We start from the raw sequence: 22,096 nt of genomic DNA, 5'->3' as shown, positions 1-22,096 counted from the left end.
TTTGGCGCATCGGCGTGTCGCGCAGCGAGGTTTTTTTATGCGGTCGCACAGGCGTCCATTGGAATCACAGCGCGGCTTCCACCACCTTTTCGAGCGTCTCCTTGCGTTGTTGCAGTTTGGCGAGGATGTCGAAATCGGCGGGGAAATCGTCCACTTTAACGACCTGTGCGGCATAGCGCGCGTAGTCGCCGAGTACTCGCCGCTCGTCGGCGTCGATCAGGCCTTGTTGCAGCGCGGCGTCGGCCCACGCGGCGAGTTGCACGACGCTCTGCGGCATTGGCTCGAGGCGCCGCGCCTTCACCGCTTCGCGCAACTTCTGCTCGATTTGCGTAAAGCGCGGATTCAGCTCGAACACGAGTTCGCCGTAGCCGAGCGCGTCGATGTCCGGGTGCGGCACGTAGGAGTCCGACACCAGCCGGTTGCGCGCGGCGCCAGGCGTCTGCATCAATTCGGCGATCTCGCTGCCAAGGCGGTCGGACGGTTCGCGATGCGGCAGTCCCAACGGGAACGCCAGCGCACGCACGAGGCCGGCGGCGAAGCGGTTCGGATAGTTCGCGAGCACGCCGTCGAGCGCCTGTTGCGCGCGATAGAGCGAATCTTCGACGCCCCAGCGCACGAGCGGCAGATCGTCATCCTGACGGCCTTCGTCCTCGAAACGCTTGAGCGTTGCGGAGATCAGATAGAGCTGCGAGAGCACGTCGCCCAGGCGCGCCGAAATGCGTTCGCGGCGCTTCAGGTCGCCGCCGAGCACGAACATGGAGACATCCGCGAGCAGCGCGAAAACGGTGGCGAGCCGCGTGGCCGCGCGGTAATACGCATGAAGCGGCGCATGCGCGGCGCGCGGCTTCGCAATGAATGCGCCGCCCGTGATGCCGTAGACGAAGCTGCGTACCACGTTCGAAAGCGTGAAGGCGACGTGGCCGAAGAACGCGTCGTCGAAATCGCGCAGCGCTTTGGCGCGGTCCGCCTCGCGGGTCGCGCTCATCTCCTTCAGCACATACGGATGGCAGCGAATCGCGCCCTGGCCGAAAATGATCAGGCAGCGCGTGAGTATGTTCGCGCCTTCCACAGTGATCGCAATCGGCACCTGCTGATACGCGCGCGCCAGAAAGTTAGACGGCCCCATGCAGATTCCCTTGCCGGCGGCGACGTCCATCGCGTCGTTGATCACCATGCGGGCACGTTCGGTGATGTGATACTTGGCGATTGCCGAAATCACCGAAGGCTTTTCGCCCAGATCGACCGCATGTGCGGACAGGCGGCGCGCGGCATCCATCACATAGAGATTGCCGCCCATGCGTCCGAGCGCTTCCTGCACGCCCTCGAATTTGCCGACCGCCGTGCGGAACTGGCGACGAACCGCAGCGTACGCTCCCGTGCCGCGCACGGCGAGCTTCGCCATGCCGACATTCGACGACGGCAGCGAGATCGCGCGGCCCGCCGCGAGGCATTCCATCAGCATGCGCCAACCGTTGCCGACCTGAGCGCGTCCGCCGATCACCCAGTCGAGCGGAATGAAGACGTCCTTGCCGGAGTTCGGGCCGTTCTGGAACACGGCGTTCAGCGGCCAATGACGACGACCGATGTTCACGCCCGGATGGTCGGTTGGAATCAATGCGCAGGTAATGCCGGGTTCGTCGGTCGAGCCGAGAAGATGCTCGGGATCGAGCGCTCGGAACGCAAGGCCGAGCACGGTCGCGATCGGGCCGAGCGTGATATAGCGCTTATCCCATGTGACGCGAAAGCCGAGCGTCTCGCGTCCGTCGAACATGCCCTTGCAAACGATGCCGACATCGGGAATCGCGGCGGCGTCCGAACCGGCGTACGGGCTCGTCAGCGCAAAGCATGGGATTTCCTCGCCACGCGCGAGACGCGGCAGATAGTGGTTCTTCTGCTCTTCGGTGCCGTAGTGCATTAACAGTTCGGCGGGGCCGAGCGAGTTCGGCACCATCACCGAAACGGCTGCCGCGGAGCAGCGCGTGGCCAGCTTCATGATGACCTGCGAATGCGCGTATGCGGAGAACTGTTTGCCGCCGTATCGCTTCGGAATGATCATGCCGAGAAAGCCGCGCTCCTTGACGAACTGCCATGCTTGCGGCGACAGGTCCTGCCACACCATGGTGGTTTCCCAGTCGTTCGCGAGATCGCACAACTGCTCGCATTCGTTATCGAGGAACGCCTGCTCTTCCGCCGTCAATGTCACGGGGCCATAGCCGAGCAGTTTGTCCCAATGAGGCCGTCCGGAGAAAAGTTCGGCGTCCCACCAGACCGTGCCGGCTTCGATCGCGTCGCGCTCGGTCGGCGACATCTCCGGCAGGATCTTGCGAAACACGTCGAGCACCGGCTTCGTGAGCCATGCGCGGCGCAGCGGCTTGACGGCGAACACGAGGGCAGGGAGGACCAGCACGATGGCCCAAAGCGTGGTTGCAGCAACGCCCGCCGCTCCGCTCACTCGTACCGCAGCAACCCAGACGATCATGAAGGCAAGCCACGATAATGCGCGCGCCTCTACGTAGACAAGCGCAAGAGCGCCGGCAACCAGCAGCAGGATGAACCACAGCATGACGTTTCCTCCCTGTTTCCATGATGCGTGCAAACGCATCCACGTTGCGTGGACGGTTCACGTTGTTGTCGATTTTGTGCGAGCGGCTCGGCGTCTTTGCGCTACGTTTGCGACGCGCCGTGCAACGCCTGCTGGAACGAGCAGGCTTCGATCGTGCCGCCGCTGTGTGCTTCACTCGGCGCATCGCCTGCGCTGTGCGTGCTGCCGTCGAGAGCGCTGTCCGCGCCTGTATCGTCGGCATCGCCCAGCACGGCGGCGAACATCGCCAGTTGCGATGCGTCGGGCAGCGGCGCTTTCAGCGCGGCGACCATTAGCGAGGCAAGCCGTGCGATCAGTTGCAGATCGTTCATCGACTTGCCTTGCGAGAACTCGGCGATCAGGCTGTCCGTGTCGGCGCCCGCGAGCACGCCCGACAGCGCGCCGATGGCGAAGTGCAGCCGCCAGCCCAGTTCCTCGCGCGGCAGATGCGGCAGCGCGCGTTGGAACGCGTCGAAAAAGCGCACGGCCACCGACGCATAGTGGGCGCTCAGAAAGTCGCGAATGAAAGCAGAGGGGTCCGTATATGCGCGACCGAGCAAGCGCAGAAAAGCTTTGCCGCCGACGCGCGGATCGCGCGAGAGCCGCAGCGCCGGAATGAACATCGCGCCCAGCACATGCTCACAGGTCAGACGTTCGCCGAGCATCCGGTCGAAGCGTTCGAGCAGCTTCACACGCTCCTGGTTGAGACGGTCGAGACGGCGCGACAGCATCGCGTGAATCAACGACTCCTTGCTGCCGAAGTGATAGTTGACCGCTGCAAGATTGACCTCGGCGCGCGAAGTGATCTGGCGCAGCGACATGGCCTCGTAACCGCAATCGATGAAGAGCGCCTCAGCCGCATCCAGGATGCGTGACTTCGTATCGCCGGCGTGCCGGCCTGTTGTGCGACCTGCCATTTGCGTCTCCAGTTCTCGGCGCCCGCTCTGCGAACAGGCGATTCAAATAGGCATTTGAAACAGCCGTTTTTTTCAGGATAAGAAGGAAGGGCGAGTTGAGCAAGGGTCGGATGTCGATTAACTCCTCTAGAAGACTTCACGCGTGGCGCCTGTCATGCGTTCGCTATGCGTTTGCATGACGGGAATAAAAAAGCCGTTCCGAGGAATCGGAACGGCTTCATGTGAAAGAAGAACTGCGGTCGGCTTCTAGTGCTTAAACCTGCCGTCCAACCGCACTTCCTTGCGCAGGATGGGCGCCAACATGTCTCGCCGACTGCGTCATGTCGATGCCCCGGCGCTCCCGGCTAAACGGAATCAGCGCGCAAATAACGGCGGCGACGATGCCGATCACGACCGCCATGACGAGCGCATAGTTGTTGCCGTGCGCTTCGGCGGCGCTCGCTTGCAGCGGACCGTTGACCGAAGCGATCAGATTGCCCAACTGATACACGAGACCGGGGAAGGTCGCGCGGATTTCGTCGGGAGAGATTTCGTTCAGATGAACCGGAATGACGCCCCATGCGCCTTGCACCGAGATTTGCATCAGGAACGCGCCGAGCGCGAGCAGCACCGGCGTGCTCGAAAAAGCCCACAGCGGGAGCACCGGAAATGCAATCAGCGCGGCGATGAAGATCGCGCGCTTGCGCCCGATCTTCTCCGACAACATGCCGAAAAAGAGCCCGCCGCAGATCGCGCCGACGTTCAGCGTGATCGTGATCCACGACACGGTATGTGCGTCGAACTGATGCTGGACGCGCAGGAACGTCGGATACAAGTCCTGTGATCCGTGCGAGAAGAAGTTGAACGCGGTCATCAGAACAATCGCGTATAGCGACAGCTTCCCGTTCTGCTTCAGCGTTGCGACAAGGCCAGGACGCGCCTGCTTCTCGAGCGTCTTGAAGGCCGGCGATTCCGGTACGTGCGCGCGGATGTACAGCACGAGCAGCGCGGGCAGCACCCCGACAAAGAACATGCCGCGCCAGCCGATGTACTGATAGAACACGCCGAACACGACCGAGGCAAGCAGATAGCCGCTCGGATAGCCGGCTTGCAGCAGACCGCTGACGATGCCGCGCGATTTCGGCGGCACGGTTTCCATGGTCAATGCGCCGCCCACGCCCCATTCGCCGCCCATCGCGATGCCGAATAGCGCGCGCAACACGAGCAGGGTGGCCAGGTTCGGCGAAAAGCCCGACAGCAGTTCGAGCAGAGAGAAGCACGCGATGTTGACCATCAACGTGGGCCGGCGGCCGTAGCGGTCCGCGAGCCAGCCGAAAATCAGCGCGCCGACCGGGCGCATCATCAGCGTCAGCATTATGCCGAATGCGACTTCGGGGATTTTCGTATTGAATTCCGCCGCGATATCTTTCAATACAAACACCATTAGAAAGAAATCGAATGCGTCGAGTGTCCAGCCGAGATAGGCGGCAATCGTGACGTTTCTCTGTTCCCGTGTCCAGTTCATTGATGTTCTCCTGGTCTCCAATAACCCGCGGTCGATGTCGAGGTGCCCGGTACGCCCTATGGCATGGGCTTCGAGCGCGAGTGTACGCTCACCGTTAAGCGGCTGCAGGAAAGAGCGCAGCTTTGTCGGTGTTAATCCTGGGAGCAATTATCGTGCTGAATGCAGGGTCGAAGCTAATCGTCGGTTGAGTGTAATTATTGTATTGTGAATGTCTGCGGGAGCGTCGGTAATCTGTAACGGGATTGATTGCCGAGTGCCTTTATGCCGGTCGAATTGACTTAGTCGTTTTACGCCTGGCCGACGGCTTTCGGGTTTCGGTCCGGCCTTGTGCGACGGTAGAATGCGAGCGAACCCCGACTGTCGACGTCCGCCAATGGAACCGCCCGAAACACGATGAGTGACACGATACAAGCGCCGTTTTCCATCCTGTTCGTCGACGACGACGAGATGTCGCGCACCCACTTTGCGCGCGCCGTGCGTGACGATTACCGCGTGCACCTCGCGCAGGGCGCCGACGAAGCCATGGCGCTGTTGCAGGAATTCGGTTCGGAAGTCGCCGTGCTCGTCACCGACTTTCGCATGCCGGGGCGCGATGGCGGCCATCTGCTGCGCGAGGTTGCACAGGCGTATCCGCAGACCGTGCGCATCCTCGTCACCGCCTATGCCGATAAGGACATGCTGCTGCAAACGTTCAATACCGGCGACCTGTTTCGCATCATCGAAAAACCGCTTCGCATGGAGTCGGTGCGCGAGGTGCTGAAGCAGGCGGTGGCGCGCTACGTCGAGCGCGAAACGCGCCAGCAAAGGCTGCTTGCAATGGACGAGACGCTTGCGTTCCTCGCTCACGAACTCAACACGCCGCTGGCGGCGATATCGCTCTTTGCTCGCTCGGTCGAAAACGATGTCGCCCAGGAATACGACCCGCAGCGTCAACAGGAAATCGGCACTGCGGCTACCTCGATGCTCAATAACGCGCAGTATTGCCTGACGCTGATCTCGTCGTTCTGGGCGACGGTGCACAAAAGCGGCGGCCCGCAACCGGCGACCGGCAGCGCCGCGCGCGAGGTCAGGGCGACGCGCCTCGTCGCCACGCTACTCGACTCCTATCCGTTCGCCGGTTCGCAGCGCGAATGGATCGGCCTGGAAATGCGAGGCGATTTTGTCGTTCACGCTATGCCGAATTGCGTGGCGCTCGTACTCTCTTCACTGCTGTCAAATGCGTTGCGTGCGCTCGACGGTTGCCCGGCGCCTTCGTTGCGGATCGAAGTGATGAACGGGCCCGAGCCCGAAATCCGCCTGCACGACAATGGCCCGGGTATCGCGCCGGAGATCAAGGCGCGCTTGCTGCTCGATCCTGTCACGACGCACGCGGGTCGTGGCGGCCACGGCATGGGCATGATCTTTTGCAACCGCATCATGCAGTCGTTCGGCGGCGGGTTGCGGATCGAATCCACCGTCGGTGAGGGCACCACCGTGACAATGCGCTTCCCCGGCATCAGAGGCCGGGTGCATGACGGCGTGAACGAAGCGGCGTCGGACAGTCACGCCGCGTGAGCAGGAAGCGCTAGTTCTCGCGCACGGCGAGTCCGTTCGCGGGCGTGGTCGTCGGTGTGGTCGTGCTTGTGCTCGTACTCATGCTCTTACGTGCAGTGTCGCCCGGTTCTTCGGGCTGGTCTCGCGCGGCGTTTGCAGACGCCAGATAGCGATACAGCGCGTCGGCCGAACGCTCGCTCAACGCATCGATCCGCTCGAGCCAGTCCGATTCCGCGGGCCATTCGCCTTCGAGCATGCGTGGATAGATGTGCCGCGTGAACTGGTGCAACGCCTTCGCTCCGACGTTGCCGCTCGCGCCGAGCAGCACATGCAACGCGCCATGCGCGGCGTCGATGTCGCGGTCCGCGGCGTTCACGCGAAGCTGCGAAGTCAGCGCGCGGATCTGCTCAATCCCATTCGCGAACGATTCGTCGATCAGCCCGAGTGCCGCCAATTCTTCAAGATGAGTGGCGTCGAGCAGATCGTTCTCGCGCACCACGGCGAGACCGCCCGAGCCTGCCGACGCAGCTTGCGCAGGCAACGCCGCCGGGCCTGCCGGGCTGGACGACGGTAGCACCTTAGCCGACACCGGCGAGCGCGGCGCCTCGGCCGGCGCACTGCCGCCACTGCCGGTGCCTATGCCACTACCGCTGCGCTGCTGCGCGAACTGCCTCGTCAGGCATGCATAGAGCGCACCGACCTGCACCGGTTTGATCATGACTTCGTTCATGCCCACGCTGATGCACGCCTGTACCGAGCCGATATCCGACTGGCTCGTCAACGCGATGATCGGCACGCTCGCGTAGCCGTCGGTGCGGGCGCGAATCGCCGCCGCCGTTTCGAGGCCGCCCATTCCCGGCATGTTCATGTCCACCACGATTGCGTCGATGACGACCTCTTCGTCCAGCCGGTCCAGCACGGCCTGACCATGTTCCGCCTCCACGACGCTCGCGCCGAAGCGCTCCAAGTAGGCCTTGGCAACGAGCCGGCTGTAATTGTCGTCGTCGGCAACGAGAATCGACTTGCCGGAAAAGTCGTCGAACCGCTGGTTCAGATGACGCCGGTTGCCGTTCTCGAAAAGCGCCTGCAGCGACGTGAACAGCTCCATCGCGCTGGAGGACTTGCTGATCATGTCGTCCATGCCGGCCCGGCGTGCCAGCACGCGCGCGATGTTGCCGGGCTCGGACGTGTATGCGGCAACGAGCACATTCCAGTTCGGATGATCGCGCTCGGCGCGCAGTTGCTCGGTGGCCGAATAGCCGTCGAGCACCGGCATGTTGACGTCCATCAGCACGAGGTCGTATGCCGACGCTTCGCGCAGCATCGCCAGAGCAGCGGCGCCGTTTTCGGCTTCGCTCACCTCGGCGCCCACTTTTGCCAACGTGCGCCGTGTGCGGGCGCGCAGAGCGGCGTCGTCGTCGGCGAGAAGGATGCGTTTGCCGTTGAGCACGCCCGTGGCGCGCTCGACGATTGCCCGCTCGTGCGCCGCTACCTCGCTCTCGGTGACGGGCGGAAATTGCAGCGTGAATTGCGTGAACTTGCCGAGCTCCGACTTGCACGCGATGCTGCCGCCAAACGCGCGCATGGCACGCTGACAGTAAGCGAGCCCGAGGCCCGTGCCCGCCGAGTTGCCGGCGGTACGGAACGGCTCGAACAGATGCGGCAGTATCTCAGGGGCGATGCCGCTGCCGGTATCGCGAACGCTGACGCAATGCCGGTCCACCGTCAGCGTCAGCGTGGCAGATGGAAGCGGTGCGATGTGATGCAGCGCGTTCTTGATCAGATTGAAAAGGGTGAACAGGTAGACGGTTTCGTCGACCTTGAACGTGAAATCTTCGAGCACCGCAAGGCGGACCTTGCCGCGTTCTTTCCTGTCGGCGAAGCCGTATTCGTCGAGCGCCTTGCGCGTGGTCGCGCCCGCGCTCAGGTAAGTGAGGGAGTCGGAGCGGATCTGTTTGGCACTGACTTCGTCCAGCGTCATTGCAATCACGCGCAGGCCGCGCTCGATCGACAACTGCCCGTGCGCGAGATGCCGGTAAAGCAGCGCTGCGCCCGCACCCGACGGCGCGGGTGCGCGGCCATGTTCGGTAAGGGCGGGCAGCGTTTCTTCCACGCGATCCAGAACGTGTTTCAACTGGCTGAGCGGGTTGCGCATTTCATGCGCAATGGATCCGGCCAGTGCCTGCAATGCGCGGTTCTTCTCGACGAAGATGCGCCCTTTGCTGATCGCATGACTGAAGGCCATGCTGCACAGGACGACCACCGGAAGCACCGCGAGGTCAGATTGATTCGCCGTGCTCAGCACGATTGGAGCCGGTGAACTGGCGACCGCAGCCAGACCGCCGGACAGCATGCCGATCCCGATACAGCCCATGAGCAGAAATGGATTGTCGATGCACAGCGCCATGATGAAGATCATCATGACCTCGGTCATCATCCACATGGTGGAGAATGAATTCCTGATCGCGAGGAACGTGCAGACGAACGGCAGCACGTAGATCAGACACAGGTGCCAGTAGATCAGCAGGTACTGATTGAACCGCTTCGGCCAGCGCGCCTGAAAGATCAATGGCACACAGATGAGCGCCGCGCTCAGACGCAATGGCAGATTGTCGTACGGCTGCGGCAGGATGTAAGTCCAGACCAGGTAATAGACGGGGTGGCACACGAGGCCGAGTGCGCCTCCCCATCGAATTGCAAACCGGCTTCTTTCCAGCACATCCTGCATGCTTTCGCGCGGTATTAGCATCTGGCCTCCAGTGACATTTACGAGCCCGTCAATTCATAGTTGCTGTCACACCGAGATCGAGGTTGATCGCCGAGCCGTCCTTTCCGTGAAAAGGTCCGACCGTAAATCCGTACTTTTTCAACAGGCTGTGAGTGTAGGAGACCGACCACACAGGCGGGCTGCCGATGATGAAGTCGGAAGCGATGCCTTCCTGCCAGGCGGCATAGCCCTCGGCGAAACAGGTATAGCAGTCGCGCGTGCTCGGCAGCCTGAACGGGAATCTGGAATCGAGGCCTGCCGGCCCGCGCGCGAAACATTCAATATATAGCGTATGTCCGCGAGACGCGAGTTCCGCTTCCACGCTCGCCGCGCGTGGGTGCGAGTCGTCGATCCAGAAGCGCGCCCGCTTGAGGTCCGAGGCGGTGAGATACGGCACGCTGGTGCTGCTCGCGAGGATCGCGCCGTCGAACTGCGGTAAGGCGGTGTCGGGGCTGAACGTATGGACCGACACCTTGGTGCGTCCGAGCAGGTCCGCCGCCATCAGCTCGCGTGCCTGGTCCGCAAGCAGGTTGACCTTGTCCGGCAAGTCGATCAGCACGAGTTCCTTCGGCGCTTCCTTGTACAGCAGGTACTTGGCAACCGTCGTGCCGAGCCGTCCGGCCGCGCCGAAGAGTGCGAGCTTCGTGTTGCCGAATTCCAGATCGAGCTCGTTGCAGCAGTGCATTGCCCAATCTTTGAGCATTGCCGCGGTGGCCGCGTGGCCGGTCGTGATATGCGGCGGCTTTGTTTGCCTTGGCAGCGCGCCATAGTTGCACGCATAGGGCGTCGACGCTCCCATCGCGACCATGTTCAAGCCTGCCTGACGCGCCAGTTCGAGCGCCGGGAAGAACTGCGTCTCGCGAAACCGCTTGATGCCGCGAGGGCTGCCGAGCCAGAGTTCGAGCGGCACCGGACACGCGATGTTCGCGCCGATCATCTGCGAGCCCGAATAGATTGGCGATGCAATGAACGGCTTGGTGCGCCAAAGCTCTTCTTCGAACGACTCGTTCCTTGTTTTTACGTTGTGAAAAGAGAAGGAAAGCGTATCCCAGTCTGTAGCGTGAAAGAGAAACCCGACACCGCCCTGGCCCGTGGGCAGATTGTCGCGAATCTGCTCCGGGTGGATCGTGTGTTTGAGCGCCAATGGCGCACCGGACGAGGGCAGGCTGGTTGTGCTGCGCCGGTCGTCAATGGTCGATATTTCGTTGTAAAGAGACGTTCCCATTTGGTTTTCCTTTGATTTTCCTTAGGTTGACCCGCGCTGCGAGTCAGCGCGGCTTCGTCAGCCCGCATTGGCCGACGATCCATCAACTCTAGAGAAAACCAATAGTTTTTGTCCGTGTGTTCGTGCGCATCGTCGGTCGGGAAGGGAATAGCGGGTGGCCGGCCGTGCCGCGGCTGCCGCGCCAGGCTGGCTGGAGCGCGCCCTGCCGGGCATAGGCGATGCTGGATTGCCGAGGCTGCGCGCGATGGAGGCGACCCCACGCGGGCGACCGCCGACAACGATCTGGCCGCATATCGTTGCGCCGTCTACGACCGGTCGCCGGCGAGATCGGCTATCCCGCCGACGTCGAAGCGGCGCGCGGCCGCCTGCAAGGCTCGGGCTGTGAGCCGGCTACGGGCGGGCCGGTTGCGCCTGCAGACGGCTCTGGCGAAAGCAACGCGATGCGCAGACCCGGCAGGACACCGCATCGGAACCGAAACTGCGAAGCCGACATGCAAGTGTGGCGACGCGCCCATCCGTACAGGAAACGCACATGAACCGACCGTTCGCCAGCGGCTGCCGCCGCGCTTTCACGTCGTCGATATTCAAGGGCATGTTGCTGCTGCCTTTTGCCGGCCTGTTCACGCCCGAAGCGCGAGCGCAACACAAAACCGACGCACCGCCGCCCGGCTCGCAACGAAGTACCAGAAGCAAGATCCTCAACACCGGTGCTGACGTTTTGCAGAACAAGAAGCCGATCGACGCGATGAGCGCCTATCTGAACGGCTTCCATTTCTACGCCGACGACATGGGCCGACAGGTCGAGGCGCATCACTTCTGCACGCATCTGACCGAGGACTTCCATCAGTGCGTGATCTTCGACTCCAACGAGAGCAACGCGAAGCTGATCGGCATTGAATACATCGTCAGCGAACGCGTCTTCAACTCGCTTCCCGACGACGAAAAGAAGTTGTGGCATAGCCACAATTACGAGGTGAAGTCGGGCGAACTCATTGCGCCGCGTATTCCCGATGTCGCTGAACATGCACTGATGCAGGACCTCGTGACGACCTACGGCAAGACGTGGCATACATGGCAGATCGACCGCGACGCGACCTTTCCGCTAGGCATTCCGCAACTGATGATGGGCTTCACACGCGACGGGCAGATCAATACGCCGATGGTTGAAAATCGCGACAAGCGGTTCGATGTATCGACTGCCGGGCAACGGCGCAAGCGCGCGGACATTGCAGAGCGGCCGGTGGTGAATGGTGCGAATGTGTGGCAAAGCGGGACGTCCGTGCAATTGACGCTGGCTGAAGTGCAGGTGAAAAACCTGCGGCGCTGAACGAGCGGTAGTTGACGTCCAGCCGATGCGCGCTGCTGCATGGGCTTTCGAACCTGACCGGCGTGCCACCAAGAGACGTGGCGAAGCGTAACGACAAACTCGTACCGGACTGCATGGTCATGGGCAGCGCGGGCGCCTCAATGGGCTCGATGGAAAACTCGACGGCACGCTCACCGTAACGGAACTTCACAAGCAGTGAGCTTGCCTTGGGCGAGCGGGGCAGCCATTCGCCGCAAAAATAAATTTCTCATGCGATGGAATACGTGCCCGCCGGCGATGTTTACGTCGGTAACCCCGCACGTTTCTTCCAGCTACCAACCACGAGGCCGCTTTGAGTTACACCACGATTCAACCCGCCTGGGTCCGCATCGCACACTGGGTCAACGCGTTAGCCGTCGTGCTGATGGTGATGAGCGGCTGGCAAATCTATGACGCATCGCCCATCTTTGCGGGCTTACAGTTTCCTTCCGCTATCACCTTGGGCGGCTGGCTCGGCGGCGCCTTGCAATGGCATTTCGCGGTCATGTGGCTGCTGGTCGTCAATTTTCTCGTCTATGTCGGGCTCAACATCGTATCGGGGCGCCTGCGTCGCAAACTGCTGCCGGTGAGCATCAGGTCGATCGCAAAAGATCTCACGGCGGCGCTGCGCGGCAAGCTGGAGCATGAAGACCTTTCACGCTACAACGCGGTGCAGAAGTTCGCCTACCTCGTGGTGATCGTCGATATTGCGCTCGTCATTCTGTCGGGGCTCGCGATCTGGAAGTCTGTGCAGTTTCCGCTGCTGCGCACGCTGATGGGCGGATACGACAACGCACGAGTCGTGCATTTCGTCGCGATGAGTGTGCTGGTCGCATTCTTCGTCGTGCACATTGCGATAGTCGCGCTGGTGCCGCGCTCGCTGCTCGTGATGATTCGGGGACGCTAACCATGACCCTTCGCAACAAGTCCACAAAGCTCAGCGCGTTTGCGCAGTCTCATGCAGAGACCATCATCAAGGATGCGCGCGGCGAACTCAAGAATCCCGCCCGCCGCCTGCTGGGCCAGCGCATTCTCACGCTCGGCGGCGTTGCGCTGCTGTCGGGCTGCGATCTGTCCAACGACAAATCCGTAAATACGATGCTGCGCAAGATGTCGTCCTTCAACGACGACGTGCAGGCATTGCTCTTCAGTCCGAACACGCTTGCGCCGACGTATCCGGAGTCGATGATCACGCGGCCGTTTCCGTTCAACGCGTTCTACGATATCGACGACGTGCCCGAGGTCGACGCCGCCGGCTACCGGCTGGAGGTGAGCGGACTCGCGAACGGCAAGCGCGTTTGGACGCTCGACGAACTGCACGCGTTGCCGCAGGAAAGCCAGATTACGCGCCATATCTGCATCGAAGGGTGGAGTGCGATCGGCCGTTGGGACGGCGTGCGCTTTGCCTCGTTCCTGAAGCAGGCGGGTGCCGACATCACGGCAAAGTATGTGTCGCTGCATTGCGCGGACAACTACTGGACGAGCATCGACATGCCGACGGCGCTTCATCCGCAAACGCAACTCACGCTTGGCTACGACGGCGGCCCGCTGCCGCCGAAATACGGCTTCCCCATGAAGCTGCGCATGCCGACCAAACTGGGCTACAAGAACCCGAAGCATATCGTCGCGATCAGCGTGACGAACGATTATCCCGGTGGTTACTGGGAGAACCAGGGCTACAACTGGTTCGGCGGTTCCTGATGTTCATTGGCCCGTTCAGGGCTTTGCAGTCCTCTCAACCGTTTCTCATGGAGTATTCATGTCTATTCGCCTGAAACTCGGCGTCACGCTTGCGGCGCTGTCTTTTGCCGGTGCCGCGCTTGCGCAGACGCCCGCCGCCAAACCGTCGCGCATCCGTGGCGATATCGTCGCGCTCGACGGCGACGTCCTCAAGGTGCATCGCCGCAGCGGCGACACGGTGTCGATCGAACTGAAACCCGCCGTCACCGTGTCGGCAGTCAAGGCGATGCAGCTTTCTGACATCAAGCCGGGCTCGTTCGTCGGCACGGCCGCCACGACCGGCACCGACGGCAAGCTGACGGCAACCGAGGTGGTGGTATTCCCGGAAGCCGCGCGCGGCACGGGCGAAGGCCACTATGACTGGGACCTCGGCCCGAACAGCACGATGACCAATGCGAACGTCGACACGGTCGTTCAGGGCACGAGCGGCCGGAACCTGAAGCTGTCGTACAAGGGCGGCAATAACGAGGTGACGGTGCCGCCGAATGTACCTATCGTGACCTTTACGACGGCCGCGCGCACCGACCTGACGCCGGGCAAGAAGGTGTTCATCGTGGCAACGGCGGCGTCGCAGGGCACGTATGTCGCTCAACGTGTGGTTGTCGAGAAGGATGGCGTTGCACCGCCGATGTAACGCGCATTCAGGTAAGGAGGGCCGACGCCATCGGGTGTCTCACCAACGGGTACGGCCTTCCAGCAAGCAGCGCAGGTAACTTCCGGGAAACAACCCGGCGAATCACCCACGCAAGCGCATTGCCGCTCGCCCGATCAGCGAGGGCCGGCTCACAGTCCGAGGCAAATCGCGCCGGCCGCCACGACCACGCAGGCGAGCCAGCGCTTGCCGCTCACCGCTTCGCCGAGAAACATGCGCCCGATCAGCACCGCGAACACCACGCTGGTCTCGCGCAACGCCGACACCGTTCCCATCGCGCCCGACTGCATCGCCCATATGACGATGCCGTATGCCGCGACCGATACAACGCCGCCCATTAGCGAGGAGCCGACCGCCATTGGCGACGAGCGTATCGGTGTCCATAGCGCGGACACACCGCGCATCGCGACGAACAGCACCGGCATCAGCCAGTAGAACAGGAACATCCATGCTGTGTAGGCAAGCGCTTCGCCGCCCGACAGGCGCACGCCGATGCCGTCGATCACGGTGTACAGCGCGATCGTCGCGCCGGTGGTGAGCGCGGCCAGCACGCCGGCGCGCGACACGCTTCCCGCTTCGAGCGCGATTGCAATGATGCCGCCGGATATCATCACGATCCCGATAGCACGCAACGGGCCGATCGCCTCGTGCGCGAAGAGCGCCGCGCCGAGCGTAACCAGAAGCGGTGACGAGCCGCGGGCGATCGGATACGCTTGCGCCAGATCGCCACGGCGGTAAGCCCGCACGAGGCTTGCGTTATAGCCGATATGCACGAGGCCCGACGCGACGATATATGGCCATGCCGCGGCCGCCGGCAACGGCGTGAATGGAATGATGAGCGTGGAGATCGCCGCGATGGCGATGCTCATCCACGTCATGGAAAGGAAGCGGTCGCGATTGCCGTGCAGCAACGCGTTCCAGCTTGCGTGAAGCAACGCCGCGAAAAGGACCAGGCCGCCCGTATAGCTGAGCATGCGCGATCAGGCCGCGGGCGCGACCGATGCGCCCGCAATCCGATGGCGCGCGAGCGATTCGGCCACAAACCCCGACGCCTTCATTTCCTCGACGAAGCTGCGTAGCGCGGAAGCCGCCGCTTCACCGCGGCTTTTCGGCGTGCCCATTGCCTGTTGAATGACCATGAAGCGCTCGTCAAGAAGCCGCAGGCCGGATGTATTGCGCGCATCGGCTTCGAGTTGCTGCTTCACGCCGGCCGCGACTTCGAGACCCTGTTCGAGGAACGTCTGCACGACCGTCGGCGACGTAGGTGCACGAACGATCTGCGCGGCCTTCAGTTCGCGTGTAAGGAAGAGGTCATAGGCGCTGCCTTTGCCGACCGCGACGCGGTTATGCGGCTGATCGACGTCCTCGTTCGTTCGGACGGGGGAGTCGTCGCGCACCAGATAAAAGCCTTCGATCAGCACGTACGGCGCGGTAAATGCAATCGTCTCGCCACGCAACGGATCGACAGCGAAGAAGCCGAAGTCGGCACGCTCCTCGCTCACGGCCTGCACCGATTTGCCCGCTGCGTCGAACACCACCAGTTCGAGTTCGACGCCGAGCTTTTGTGCGAACGCCCGCGCGAGGTCGACCGATACGCCGAACGGCTCGCCGGTCTTCGGGTCCTGGTTAGCGAGAATGGGGTTGCCCAGATTGATCGATGCCCGCACTTTGCCGGCAGGCGTGAACGACGAGACAACGGCTTGATCGATGGTCATGGTGTTCCCGTATGGTGTTCCGCAACGTGTTCCCGGTATGCGCGGGCCGTATGCGTTGAGAAACGGTTCGAGGCTCTTGCTGATGCGAGGATAGTGCGTCGAGCGTTCCGTTCCATCTTAAAGGGAATTGGCGGACTTGCCCAGGCGGCCGGCAACGCGCCATGGCACCTTTGATTGCCGGCTGACTCCAGCGTCCAATCATTGCAAACTCTGTAAGCGATAACCGGCCCGAGCTAGTCTTTGCGCTCACGTTTTGCGGGCTTGTTATGGGCGGCATCGTTGTTGTCTGTATCACGCCGTTTTTCGTCGCCCACTTCGCGATTGGCGACGAACGGTGAATCGGTATCGCTGCCGCCTTCGCGCAGCGCGGTTCGCGCTTCCTTGGCGAGGTTTTCATACTGCTTGCGAAAGCGCGTCAGGTCTTTCTCCTCCAGTTCTTCCAGATCGAGCAGTGCGTTATGGGCGCCTTCGATTGCGCGGATCAGTTCGTCGAGCTTGATCTGCATGGCGGCCGTGTCGCGGTTCTGGGTGTTTTGGATCAGGAAAACCATCAGGAACGTGACGATCGTGGTCGACGTGTTGATCACGAGCTGCCATGTGTCGCTGTAATGAAAGAACGGCCCCGTGATTGCCCACACGATCACGAGCGACGCAGCCACGACGAAAGTGCCGGGACGGCCGGTCATTGTCGACAGATAGCTGGCGAAGTTCGAAAACCATTTGCTGTTCATGGCGATCTCCGTTGTTGGTCTGGTTCATACGATGATCGCATAGGACAGGTGGTCGGGCTCGGTCTGGTCCGGGGGTGTTCCGCGTGGATGCCGTTGACGGTGTCTGCCTGCTCGGTGATATTCTTTTCGTTGCCTGGTTTGCGTTTGCTCCGTGCTTGCGAAGGCAGCGACGCTTCCCTCATTGCTTGAAAACAGCACGAACGGCAAGGACCGGCGCTCATGAACGATCAGCGAGATCTGGCACCCGACAGCACCGCGGCCCGTGTTGCACTCTGGCGGGCGCTGCACAAGGAAGTCGACGCCGCGCCGCATGTTTTCGACGACTCGATCGGCCTCGAACTGCTAGCTCCCGGCGACGACTGGCGCCAGCGCGGCGACATGGACCCGCAGTTCACGCGTCCGTTTCGCGCGTCGATCGTGGCACGCGCTCGTTTCATCGAAGACCTGGTGGTCGAAGAGGCGGCGCGCGGGATCGGCCAGTATGTGATTCTTGGGGCGGGGCTCGACAGTTTTGCGCAGCGCAGGCCGGAGATTGCTTCGCGCCTCACAGTATTCGAGGTCGATCAGCCGGTGCCGCAGGAGTGGAAACGTCAGCGGCTCGGCGAGCTTGGTTTCGGCATCCCGCCATGGCTGCGCTTCGTGCCGGTCGATTTCGAGGCTGGCGAAGCATGGCAGGACCGGCTCATGGCGCACGGATTCGACGACAGGAAGCCCGCAATCGTCGTCTCAACGGGCGTGAGCATGTATCTCACGCGCGATGCAAATGCGGCCACGCTGCGCCAGATCGCGGCTTTCGCCCGCGGATCGACGCTCGCCACGACGTTTCTGCTGCCGCTAGACATGGCGGATCCAGAAGTGCGCCCTGGGCTGAAAATGGCAGAGAAGGGCGCGCGCGAAAGCGGCACGCCCTTTCTCAGTTTCTTCACGCCGGCCGAGATGCTGCCCTTGCCCACGAAGCCGGCTTCGCGCAGGCGCGGCACGTCTCTGCGGCCGACCTTACGCAACGCTACTTCGTCAACAGAAGCGATGGCTTGCGTCCGCCGGACAATACCGAGGAATTGGTAATAGCGAATACCTGACCACGTTCCCTCACAGGCGTTGCGGTAAGGCCGAAGACTTGCTGAGCGTCACACCAGCAACCGGATCGCGAGCCCTGCCACGCCGCACACCAGCACTACTGGTATCACGCCGACCTTGAAGCGGAAGAGCGCGATCGCAGCCGCCAGCCCGATGACGAGCGACAACCAGTCGAAGCTTCCATGCAGGCCACGCGGCCATAAAACGTGCAGCGCAAAGAAGACGGCAAGATTCACGATCACGCCGACGACCGCGGCCGTGATCGCAGTGAGCGGCGCGGTGAATTTCAGATTGCCGTGCGTGGTCTCGATGAACGGGCCGCCCAGCAGGATGAACATGAACGAAGGCAGAAACGTGAAGAACGTCACGATCGTTGACGCGACGACAGCTGACAGAAGTAGCGCGTCCGGACCGAATATCGCTCGCGTCCATCCGCCGACAAAGCCGACGAAAGCGACGACCATGATCAGCGGGCCGGGCGTCGTCTCACCGAGCGCAAGACCGTCGATCATTTGAAGGCCCGTGAGCCAATGCTGATGCTCGACCGCGCCCTGGTAGACATAAGGCAAAACCGCGTACGCGCCACCGAACGTAAGCAGCGCTGCCTTCGTGAAGAACCAGGCCATTTGCGTGAGTGCGCCGTTCCATCCGAAAAGGACGGTTAGCGTACCGATCGTCACCAGCCATATGAGGACAAAGCTTGCCAGGACGATGAAAAAGCGCTTCCAGGTAAAGAGCGCGTGACGAGGCGTCGGCGTGTCGTCGTCGATCAGCGCCGGGCCGTGAAGCTGCGCAGCGGCGCCGTGCTTGCCGCCAATCACGAAAGTGCCGGGCGCATATTTCCCGCCGACGTAACCGATCACGCCAGCCACGAGAACAATCAACGGGAACGGCACCTTCACGGCGAAGATGGCAATAAAAGCCGCAGCGGCGATAGACCACAGCCAGGCGTTCTTAAGCGCGCGCGAGCCAATGCGATACGCGGCGAATACGACGATCGCAGTCACAGCCGGCTTGATTCCGTACAGCACGCCGGCCACAGCCGGGACGCTGCCGAACACCAGATAGACCCACGACAGGCCCATCAGAATAAATAGCGACGGCAGCACGAAAAGCCCGCCCGCGATCACGCCACCCCACGTGCGATGCATGAGCCAGCCAATGTAGGTCGCAAGTTGCTGCGCCTCGGGCCCGGGAAGCACCATGCAGTAGTTCAACGCATGCAGAAAGCGCTTTTCCGAAATCCAGCGCTTTCTCTCGACGAGTTCCTGGTGCATCAGCGCTATCTGCCCGGCCGGACCGCCAAAGCTCATGAAGCCGAGTCGCAGCCAATACCAGAATGCAGTGGAGAGCGGAACGCGGGCGACGTCGTCTTTCATCAAATGGTCCTGTTCGTTTTCGCCTGGTGCTGGAGCGCGGGCTGCGAGCGGTCGCAAGTATCTTTTTCCTAGCGAGGGTCGCCGGGTGTTTGGGCGATGACGATTCGCCAACTCAGGACGGGCTTGCTGACTTTTAGCTTTCCGGTCACTGACGTTCCGGTCATTGCCCCCGGTCATTGATTCCCCTTAACCGCATGACGGAACGTGCGGCGCAGTCTAGCAGTTAAGGCACGCTGCGCGGTTTGGCTTGCACCGATGCCGCCAGTTTCCGCGCTTCGACGAGTGCCTCGCTGATGGCGCTCAGCACTTTGTCGCGCGCGGCGTCGTCCTGCTGACGCAACGCGAACGAAGGATGATACGTTGCGATTCCCCAACCGCCTTCGAGTTCGAACGGCTTACCCATATAGTCGCGCAAGCTTGCCTTTTCGCGCAGCAACGCGTTGAGCGCCGTTGCGCCCAGCGCGACGACGACCGATGGCCGAACGGTTTGCAACTCCTGCTCCAGCCAATACGAGCATGCTTCGACCTCGCGCTGCGCGGCGGTTTTGTGCAGCCTGCGCTTGCCGCGAGGTTCCCATTTGAAGTGCTTGACCGCGTTCGTCAAATTAAGCTGCTCACGCGACAGGTCGGCGCGGACGATCGCGAGGTCTAGCAACTGTCCCGCCGGCCCGATGAAAGGCTCGCCGCTCAGATCCTCCTGATCGCCGGGCTGCTCACCGATCAGCATGATGCGCGCGTCACGAGGCCCCGAACTGCCCACGGCTTGCGTCGCATTGCGCCACAGGTCGCAACGCCGGCAGGCGTCCAGCGACGATGGCTGATCGCGGGCAGGCTGAGCGAATTCGGCTTCGACAGGAATGGACTTGCCGCCGAGCGCCGCGACCCCGCTCGCTTGCGCAACGCGCCGCGCGCCGCTCTTTGCTTCACTGATCATGGCGGGAATCAGATGGCCTTCAGGCAGCCCTTTCCAGAACCGCACCGGCATGTGCTGTTCGAGCGCGGCTTCGTTCAGACGCGCAGGATTGAATGTGCTGCGGTAGTACGCGAGCCACAACGCCTCGGCCTCGTCTTCAGTGTCGCAGCGATGCTCGTGGCGCAGAGCAGGGCGCGCTTCGATATGTAGTTGCTCGCCGTTCCAGAACGCGGCGCCGTGAGGCGTCGCGATAATCCACGACGAGCGCCCCATGCGTTGCGCGAAATGTTCCGCCGCCCATGCGAGAACGTCGTGCTCCGGTTCGTACCAGGCTACGTACTCTGGGGTTTGGGCGTCCGGCTTCTGCTTGCGAAAGCGCACGTACGCGATCATGTCGTGCTTCGCACGGCGCACCGCTTTAGCCATCCGGTAGAGCCGGGCGCCGTCGACGTCGGCTGGCGACGCCACCGCGCGATCACCGCATTGCCAGCGCCACAGCACCTTGTAGAGGAATGCCCACCGGTCCGGCTCGCGATACAGCGCCGCATCATGCAGCAGCGCTGACAGTTCTTTCGAGACGTGGATTGCCGGGGCGTCCGACCCGAGCGCCGCGTTGCCGGACGCGTCGCCGTAATCGAGCGCCGTTTGACCAGACAGCGAACCATGACCACCGGCGCCTTCTTTAATGCGCCATTCGATCGACTCCGGCGCAAGCCCTTGAGCCAGCGCAACGAGAGTGGCTGTACGCCAGGCGGCAAAATGGTTTTCGATCTCGATGCAATGAAGCACGACACGTCACCACAACTGCATTTGCGTTTGCATTGGCGGCGTCAGGATTCGCCGCAGATGAGCCGACGACGCGTCGTGCATGGCTGCCCGATAGTCTTGCGTGACGACGAACGGCTTGATCTTTTCCAGCGGACACCGCAGGCGCACCAGATCTTCATAGCGCACCCGCCGTGAGCGTCGCAATTCGACCAGCCGCTTGGCATTGCGCATGCCGATGCCCGGCACCCGCGCGATCATGCGAAGCGGCGCGCGGTTCAGGTCGACCGGAAACTGGTCGCGATGCCCGAGCGCCCATGCGAGTTTCGGATCCATGTCGAGCGGCAGGTTGCCTGGCTGTTCGAACAGTTCCGCGACGTTGAAACCGTAGCCGCGCAACAGAAAATCTGCCTGATACAGACGATGTTCGCGCAGCAGCGGCGGCGCCTCGCCGGGGACTGCAGAAGGACTGTCAGGGATCGGGCTGAATGCCGAGTAATACACGCGCTTCAGCTTGTACGATCCGTACAGCGTTTCCGCGGTCTGCAGGATGGTGCTGTCGTTCGTCTGATCCGCGCCGACGATCATTTGCGTGCTTTGGCCGGCCGGCGTGAACCGTGGAGCTTTTGCGTCGCCCAGCGCCTCTTCCTGCGCGAGCCGGATCGACCCCATGGCGAGCTTGATCGTGCGCACGTTTTTCTCCGGTGCAAGGCGTGCGAGGCTGCCTTCGGTCGGCAGTTCGATGTTCACGCTCAGACGGTCGGCATAGCGGCCGGCTTTGGCGATGAGTTCGGGGTCGGCGTCGGGGATGGTTTTCAGGTGAAGGTAGCCGCGGAACTGGTGATCTTCGCGCAGCGACTGCGCTACCCGCACCAGTTGCTCCATGGTGTAATTCGACGACCGGATGATGCCGGAACTCAGAAACAGCCCGTCAATATAGTTGCGCCGATAAAAGTCGAGCGTGAGGTCCACGACCTCCTCAGGCGTGAAGCGCGCCCGTGGCACATTGCTCGAACGCCGGTTGACGCAGTACTGACAGTCATACAGACAGAAATTCGTGAGCAGGATTTTCAGCAGCGACACACAGCGCCCGTCTGGCGTGAAGCTATGGCAGATACCGGCGCCGGTGCTGGCACCCAAACCTTCCGTGCCGCGCGAGGCGCGCTTAGGCGCGCCACTACTGGCGCACGATGCGTCGTATTTGGCCGCGTCGGCCAATACTTCGAGCTTTTTCTGCAATTCCACGTTGCCG

At 62.2% G+C, this 22,096-nt stretch carries 17 protein-coding genes and 1 pseudogene; 7 read left to right on the top strand and 11 right to left on the bottom strand.

Annotation, left to right across the window (positions count from 1 at the left end; translation table 11 throughout):
- Positions 1 to 64 precede the first annotated feature (64 nt).
- The 3 genes from SB753_RS11970 to SB753_RS11960 all read right to left on the bottom strand — a co-directional run bounded on the left by SB753_RS11970 (position 65) and on the right by SB753_RS11960 (position 5,002).
- Positions 65 to 2,563: an acyl-CoA dehydrogenase gene (locus SB753_RS11970; RefSeq protein WP_410800276.1), complete on the bottom strand. Its 2,499-nt coding sequence runs from the start codon at positions 2,561 to 2,563 to the stop codon at positions 65 to 67.
- A 101-nt stretch (positions 2,564 to 2,664) separates the two neighbouring features.
- Positions 2,665 to 3,498, bottom strand: coding sequence for a TetR/AcrR family transcriptional regulator (locus SB753_RS11965; RefSeq protein ID WP_020070145.1), 834 nt, complete (start codon positions 3,496 to 3,498; stop codon positions 2,665 to 2,667).
- A gap of 253 nt (positions 3,499 to 3,751) precedes the next feature.
- Complete coding sequence (locus SB753_RS11960; RefSeq protein ID WP_410800275.1) at positions 3,752 to 5,002, bottom strand: MFS transporter; 1,251 nt, start codon at positions 5,000 to 5,002, stop codon at positions 3,752 to 3,754.
- A gap of 393 nt (positions 5,003 to 5,395) precedes the next feature.
- Here SB753_RS11960 and SB753_RS11955 point away from each other — a divergent pair, with 393 nt between their 5' ends.
- A complete protein-coding gene (locus tag SB753_RS11955; RefSeq protein WP_020070147.1) occupies positions 5,396 to 6,556 on the top strand; it encodes a hybrid sensor histidine kinase/response regulator in 1,161 nt (386 codons plus the stop codon).
- Positions 6,557 to 6,566: 10 nt separating this feature from the next.
- On the opposite strand, the gene SB753_RS11950 is transcribed toward SB753_RS11955, so the two are convergent.
- Complete coding sequence (locus SB753_RS11950) at positions 6,567 to 9,284, bottom strand: hybrid sensor histidine kinase/response regulator (RefSeq protein ID WP_410800274.1); 2,718 nt, start codon at positions 9,282 to 9,284, stop codon at positions 6,567 to 6,569.
- Between the two features lie 28 nt (positions 9,285 to 9,312).
- Complete coding sequence (locus SB753_RS11945; protein WP_410800273.1) at positions 9,313 to 10,527, bottom strand: hypothetical protein; 1,215 nt, start codon at positions 10,525 to 10,527, stop codon at positions 9,313 to 9,315.
- A 532-nt stretch (positions 10,528 to 11,059) separates the two neighbouring features.
- Here SB753_RS11945 and SB753_RS11940 point away from each other — a divergent pair.
- The 5 genes from SB753_RS11940 (at position 11,060) to SB753_RS11920 (ending at position 14,246) form a co-directional block, all read left to right on the top strand.
- Positions 11,060 to 11,854, top strand: coding sequence for an OBAP family protein (locus SB753_RS11940; protein ID WP_410800272.1), 795 nt, complete (start codon positions 11,060 to 11,062; stop codon positions 11,852 to 11,854).
- A gap of 11 nt (positions 11,855 to 11,865) precedes the next feature.
- Complete coding sequence (locus tag SB753_RS11935; RefSeq protein WP_410800271.1) at positions 11,866 to 12,033, top strand: hypothetical protein; 168 nt, start codon at positions 11,866 to 11,868, stop codon at positions 12,031 to 12,033.
- Positions 12,034 to 12,185: 152 nt separating this feature from the next.
- Positions 12,186 to 12,779, top strand: a complete 594-nt coding sequence (locus SB753_RS11930) for a cytochrome b/b6 domain-containing protein (protein ID WP_410800270.1) — start codon at positions 12,186 to 12,188, stop codon at positions 12,777 to 12,779.
- Positions 12,780 to 12,781: 2 nt separating this feature from the next.
- Entirely contained in the window at positions 12,782 to 13,573 is a 792-nt protein-coding gene (locus SB753_RS11925; RefSeq protein ID WP_410800269.1) for a molybdopterin-dependent oxidoreductase, read from the top strand.
- A gap of 58 nt (positions 13,574 to 13,631) precedes the next feature.
- Complete coding sequence (locus tag SB753_RS11920) at positions 13,632 to 14,246, top strand: hypothetical protein (RefSeq protein ID WP_020070153.1); 615 nt, start codon at positions 13,632 to 13,634, stop codon at positions 14,244 to 14,246.
- Positions 14,247 to 14,395: 149 nt separating this feature from the next.
- Here the strand turns inward: SB753_RS11920 and SB753_RS11915 are convergent, their stop codons facing one another.
- From SB753_RS11915 to SB753_RS11905, 3 genes are all read right to left on the bottom strand, one after another.
- Positions 14,396 to 15,238 carry a DMT family transporter gene (locus SB753_RS11915; protein ID WP_087753216.1) on the bottom strand — a complete coding sequence of 281 codons (843 nt, stop codon included), beginning with the start codon at positions 15,236 to 15,238 and terminating at the stop codon, positions 14,396 to 14,398.
- 6 nt (positions 15,239 to 15,244) lie between these two features.
- Positions 15,245 to 15,979, bottom strand: coding sequence for an ABC transporter substrate-binding protein (locus tag SB753_RS11910; protein ID WP_310065023.1), 735 nt, complete (start codon positions 15,977 to 15,979; stop codon positions 15,245 to 15,247).
- A gap of 233 nt (positions 15,980 to 16,212) precedes the next feature.
- Positions 16,213 to 16,710 carry a low affinity iron permease family protein gene (locus SB753_RS11905; protein ID WP_087753214.1) on the bottom strand — a complete coding sequence of 166 codons (498 nt, stop codon included), beginning with the start codon at positions 16,708 to 16,710 and terminating at the stop codon, positions 16,213 to 16,215.
- A gap of 219 nt (positions 16,711 to 16,929) precedes the next feature.
- Here SB753_RS11905 and SB753_RS11900 point away from each other — a divergent pair.
- A pseudogene (locus SB753_RS11900) lies at positions 16,930 to 17,789 on the top strand (class I SAM-dependent methyltransferase).
- Positions 17,790 to 17,837: 48 nt separating this feature from the next.
- Here the strand turns inward: SB753_RS11900 and chrA are convergent.
- The 3 genes from chrA to SB753_RS11885 all read right to left on the bottom strand — a co-directional run bounded on the left by chrA (position 17,838) and on the right by SB753_RS11885 (position 22,089).
- A complete protein-coding gene (gene chrA, locus SB753_RS11895) occupies positions 17,838 to 19,166 on the bottom strand; it encodes a chromate efflux transporter (protein ID WP_410800268.1) in 1,329 nt (442 codons plus the stop codon).
- A 223-nt stretch (positions 19,167 to 19,389) separates the two neighbouring features.
- Positions 19,390 to 20,868: a UdgX family uracil-DNA binding protein gene (locus SB753_RS11890; protein ID WP_410800267.1), complete on the bottom strand. Its 1,479-nt coding sequence runs from the start codon at positions 20,866 to 20,868 to the stop codon at positions 19,390 to 19,392.
- Positions 20,869 to 20,874: 6 nt separating this feature from the next.
- Positions 20,875 to 22,089: a putative DNA modification/repair radical SAM protein gene (locus tag SB753_RS11885; RefSeq protein WP_410800266.1), complete on the bottom strand. Its 1,215-nt coding sequence runs from the start codon at positions 22,087 to 22,089 to the stop codon at positions 20,875 to 20,877.
- Positions 22,090 to 22,096 lie beyond the last annotated feature (7 nt).

This window comes from Paraburkholderia sp. SIMBA_053, from assembly GCF_046534895.1.
Taxonomy (GTDB): domain Bacteria; phylum Pseudomonadota; class Gammaproteobacteria; order Burkholderiales; family Burkholderiaceae; genus Paraburkholderia; species Paraburkholderia caledonica.
This window is presented reverse-complemented; position numbering and strand designations above follow the sequence as displayed.

Coding starts and splice junctions, on each gene's coding strand:
- SB753_RS11970 (WP_410800276.1), bottom strand. CDS start 2,563: ATGCTGTGGTTCATCCTGCTGCTGGTTGCCGGCGCTCTTGCGCTTGTC.
- SB753_RS11965 (WP_020070145.1), bottom strand. CDS start 3,498: ATGGCAGGTCGCACAACAGGCCGGCACGCCGGCGATACGAAGTCACGC.
- SB753_RS11960 (WP_410800275.1), bottom strand. CDS start 5,002: ATGAACTGGACACGGGAACAGAGAAACGTCACGATTGCCGCCTATCTC.
- SB753_RS11955 (WP_020070147.1), top strand. CDS start 5,396: ATGAGTGACACGATACAAGCGCCGTTTTCCATCCTGTTCGTCGACGAC.
- SB753_RS11950 (WP_410800274.1), bottom strand. CDS start 9,284: ATGCTAATACCGCGCGAAAGCATGCAGGATGTGCTGGAAAGAAGCCGG.
- SB753_RS11945 (WP_410800273.1), bottom strand. CDS start 10,527: ATGGGAACGTCTCTTTACAACGAAATATCGACCATTGACGACCGGCGC.
- SB753_RS11940 (WP_410800272.1), top strand. CDS start 11,060: ATGAACCGACCGTTCGCCAGCGGCTGCCGCCGCGCTTTCACGTCGTCG.
- SB753_RS11925 (WP_410800269.1), top strand. CDS start 12,782: ATGACCCTTCGCAACAAGTCCACAAAGCTCAGCGCGTTTGCGCAGTCT.
- SB753_RS11920 (WP_020070153.1), top strand. CDS start 13,632: ATGTCTATTCGCCTGAAACTCGGCGTCACGCTTGCGGCGCTGTCTTTT.
- SB753_RS11915 (WP_087753216.1), bottom strand. CDS start 15,238: ATGCTCAGCTATACGGGCGGCCTGGTCCTTTTCGCGGCGTTGCTTCAC.
- SB753_RS11910 (WP_310065023.1), bottom strand. CDS start 15,979: ATGACCATCGATCAAGCCGTTGTCTCGTCGTTCACGCCTGCCGGCAAA.
- SB753_RS11905 (WP_087753214.1), bottom strand. CDS start 16,710: ATGAACAGCAAATGGTTTTCGAACTTCGCCAGCTATCTGTCGACAATG.
- chrA (WP_410800268.1), bottom strand. CDS start 19,166: ATGAAAGACGACGTCGCCCGCGTTCCGCTCTCCACTGCATTCTGGTAT.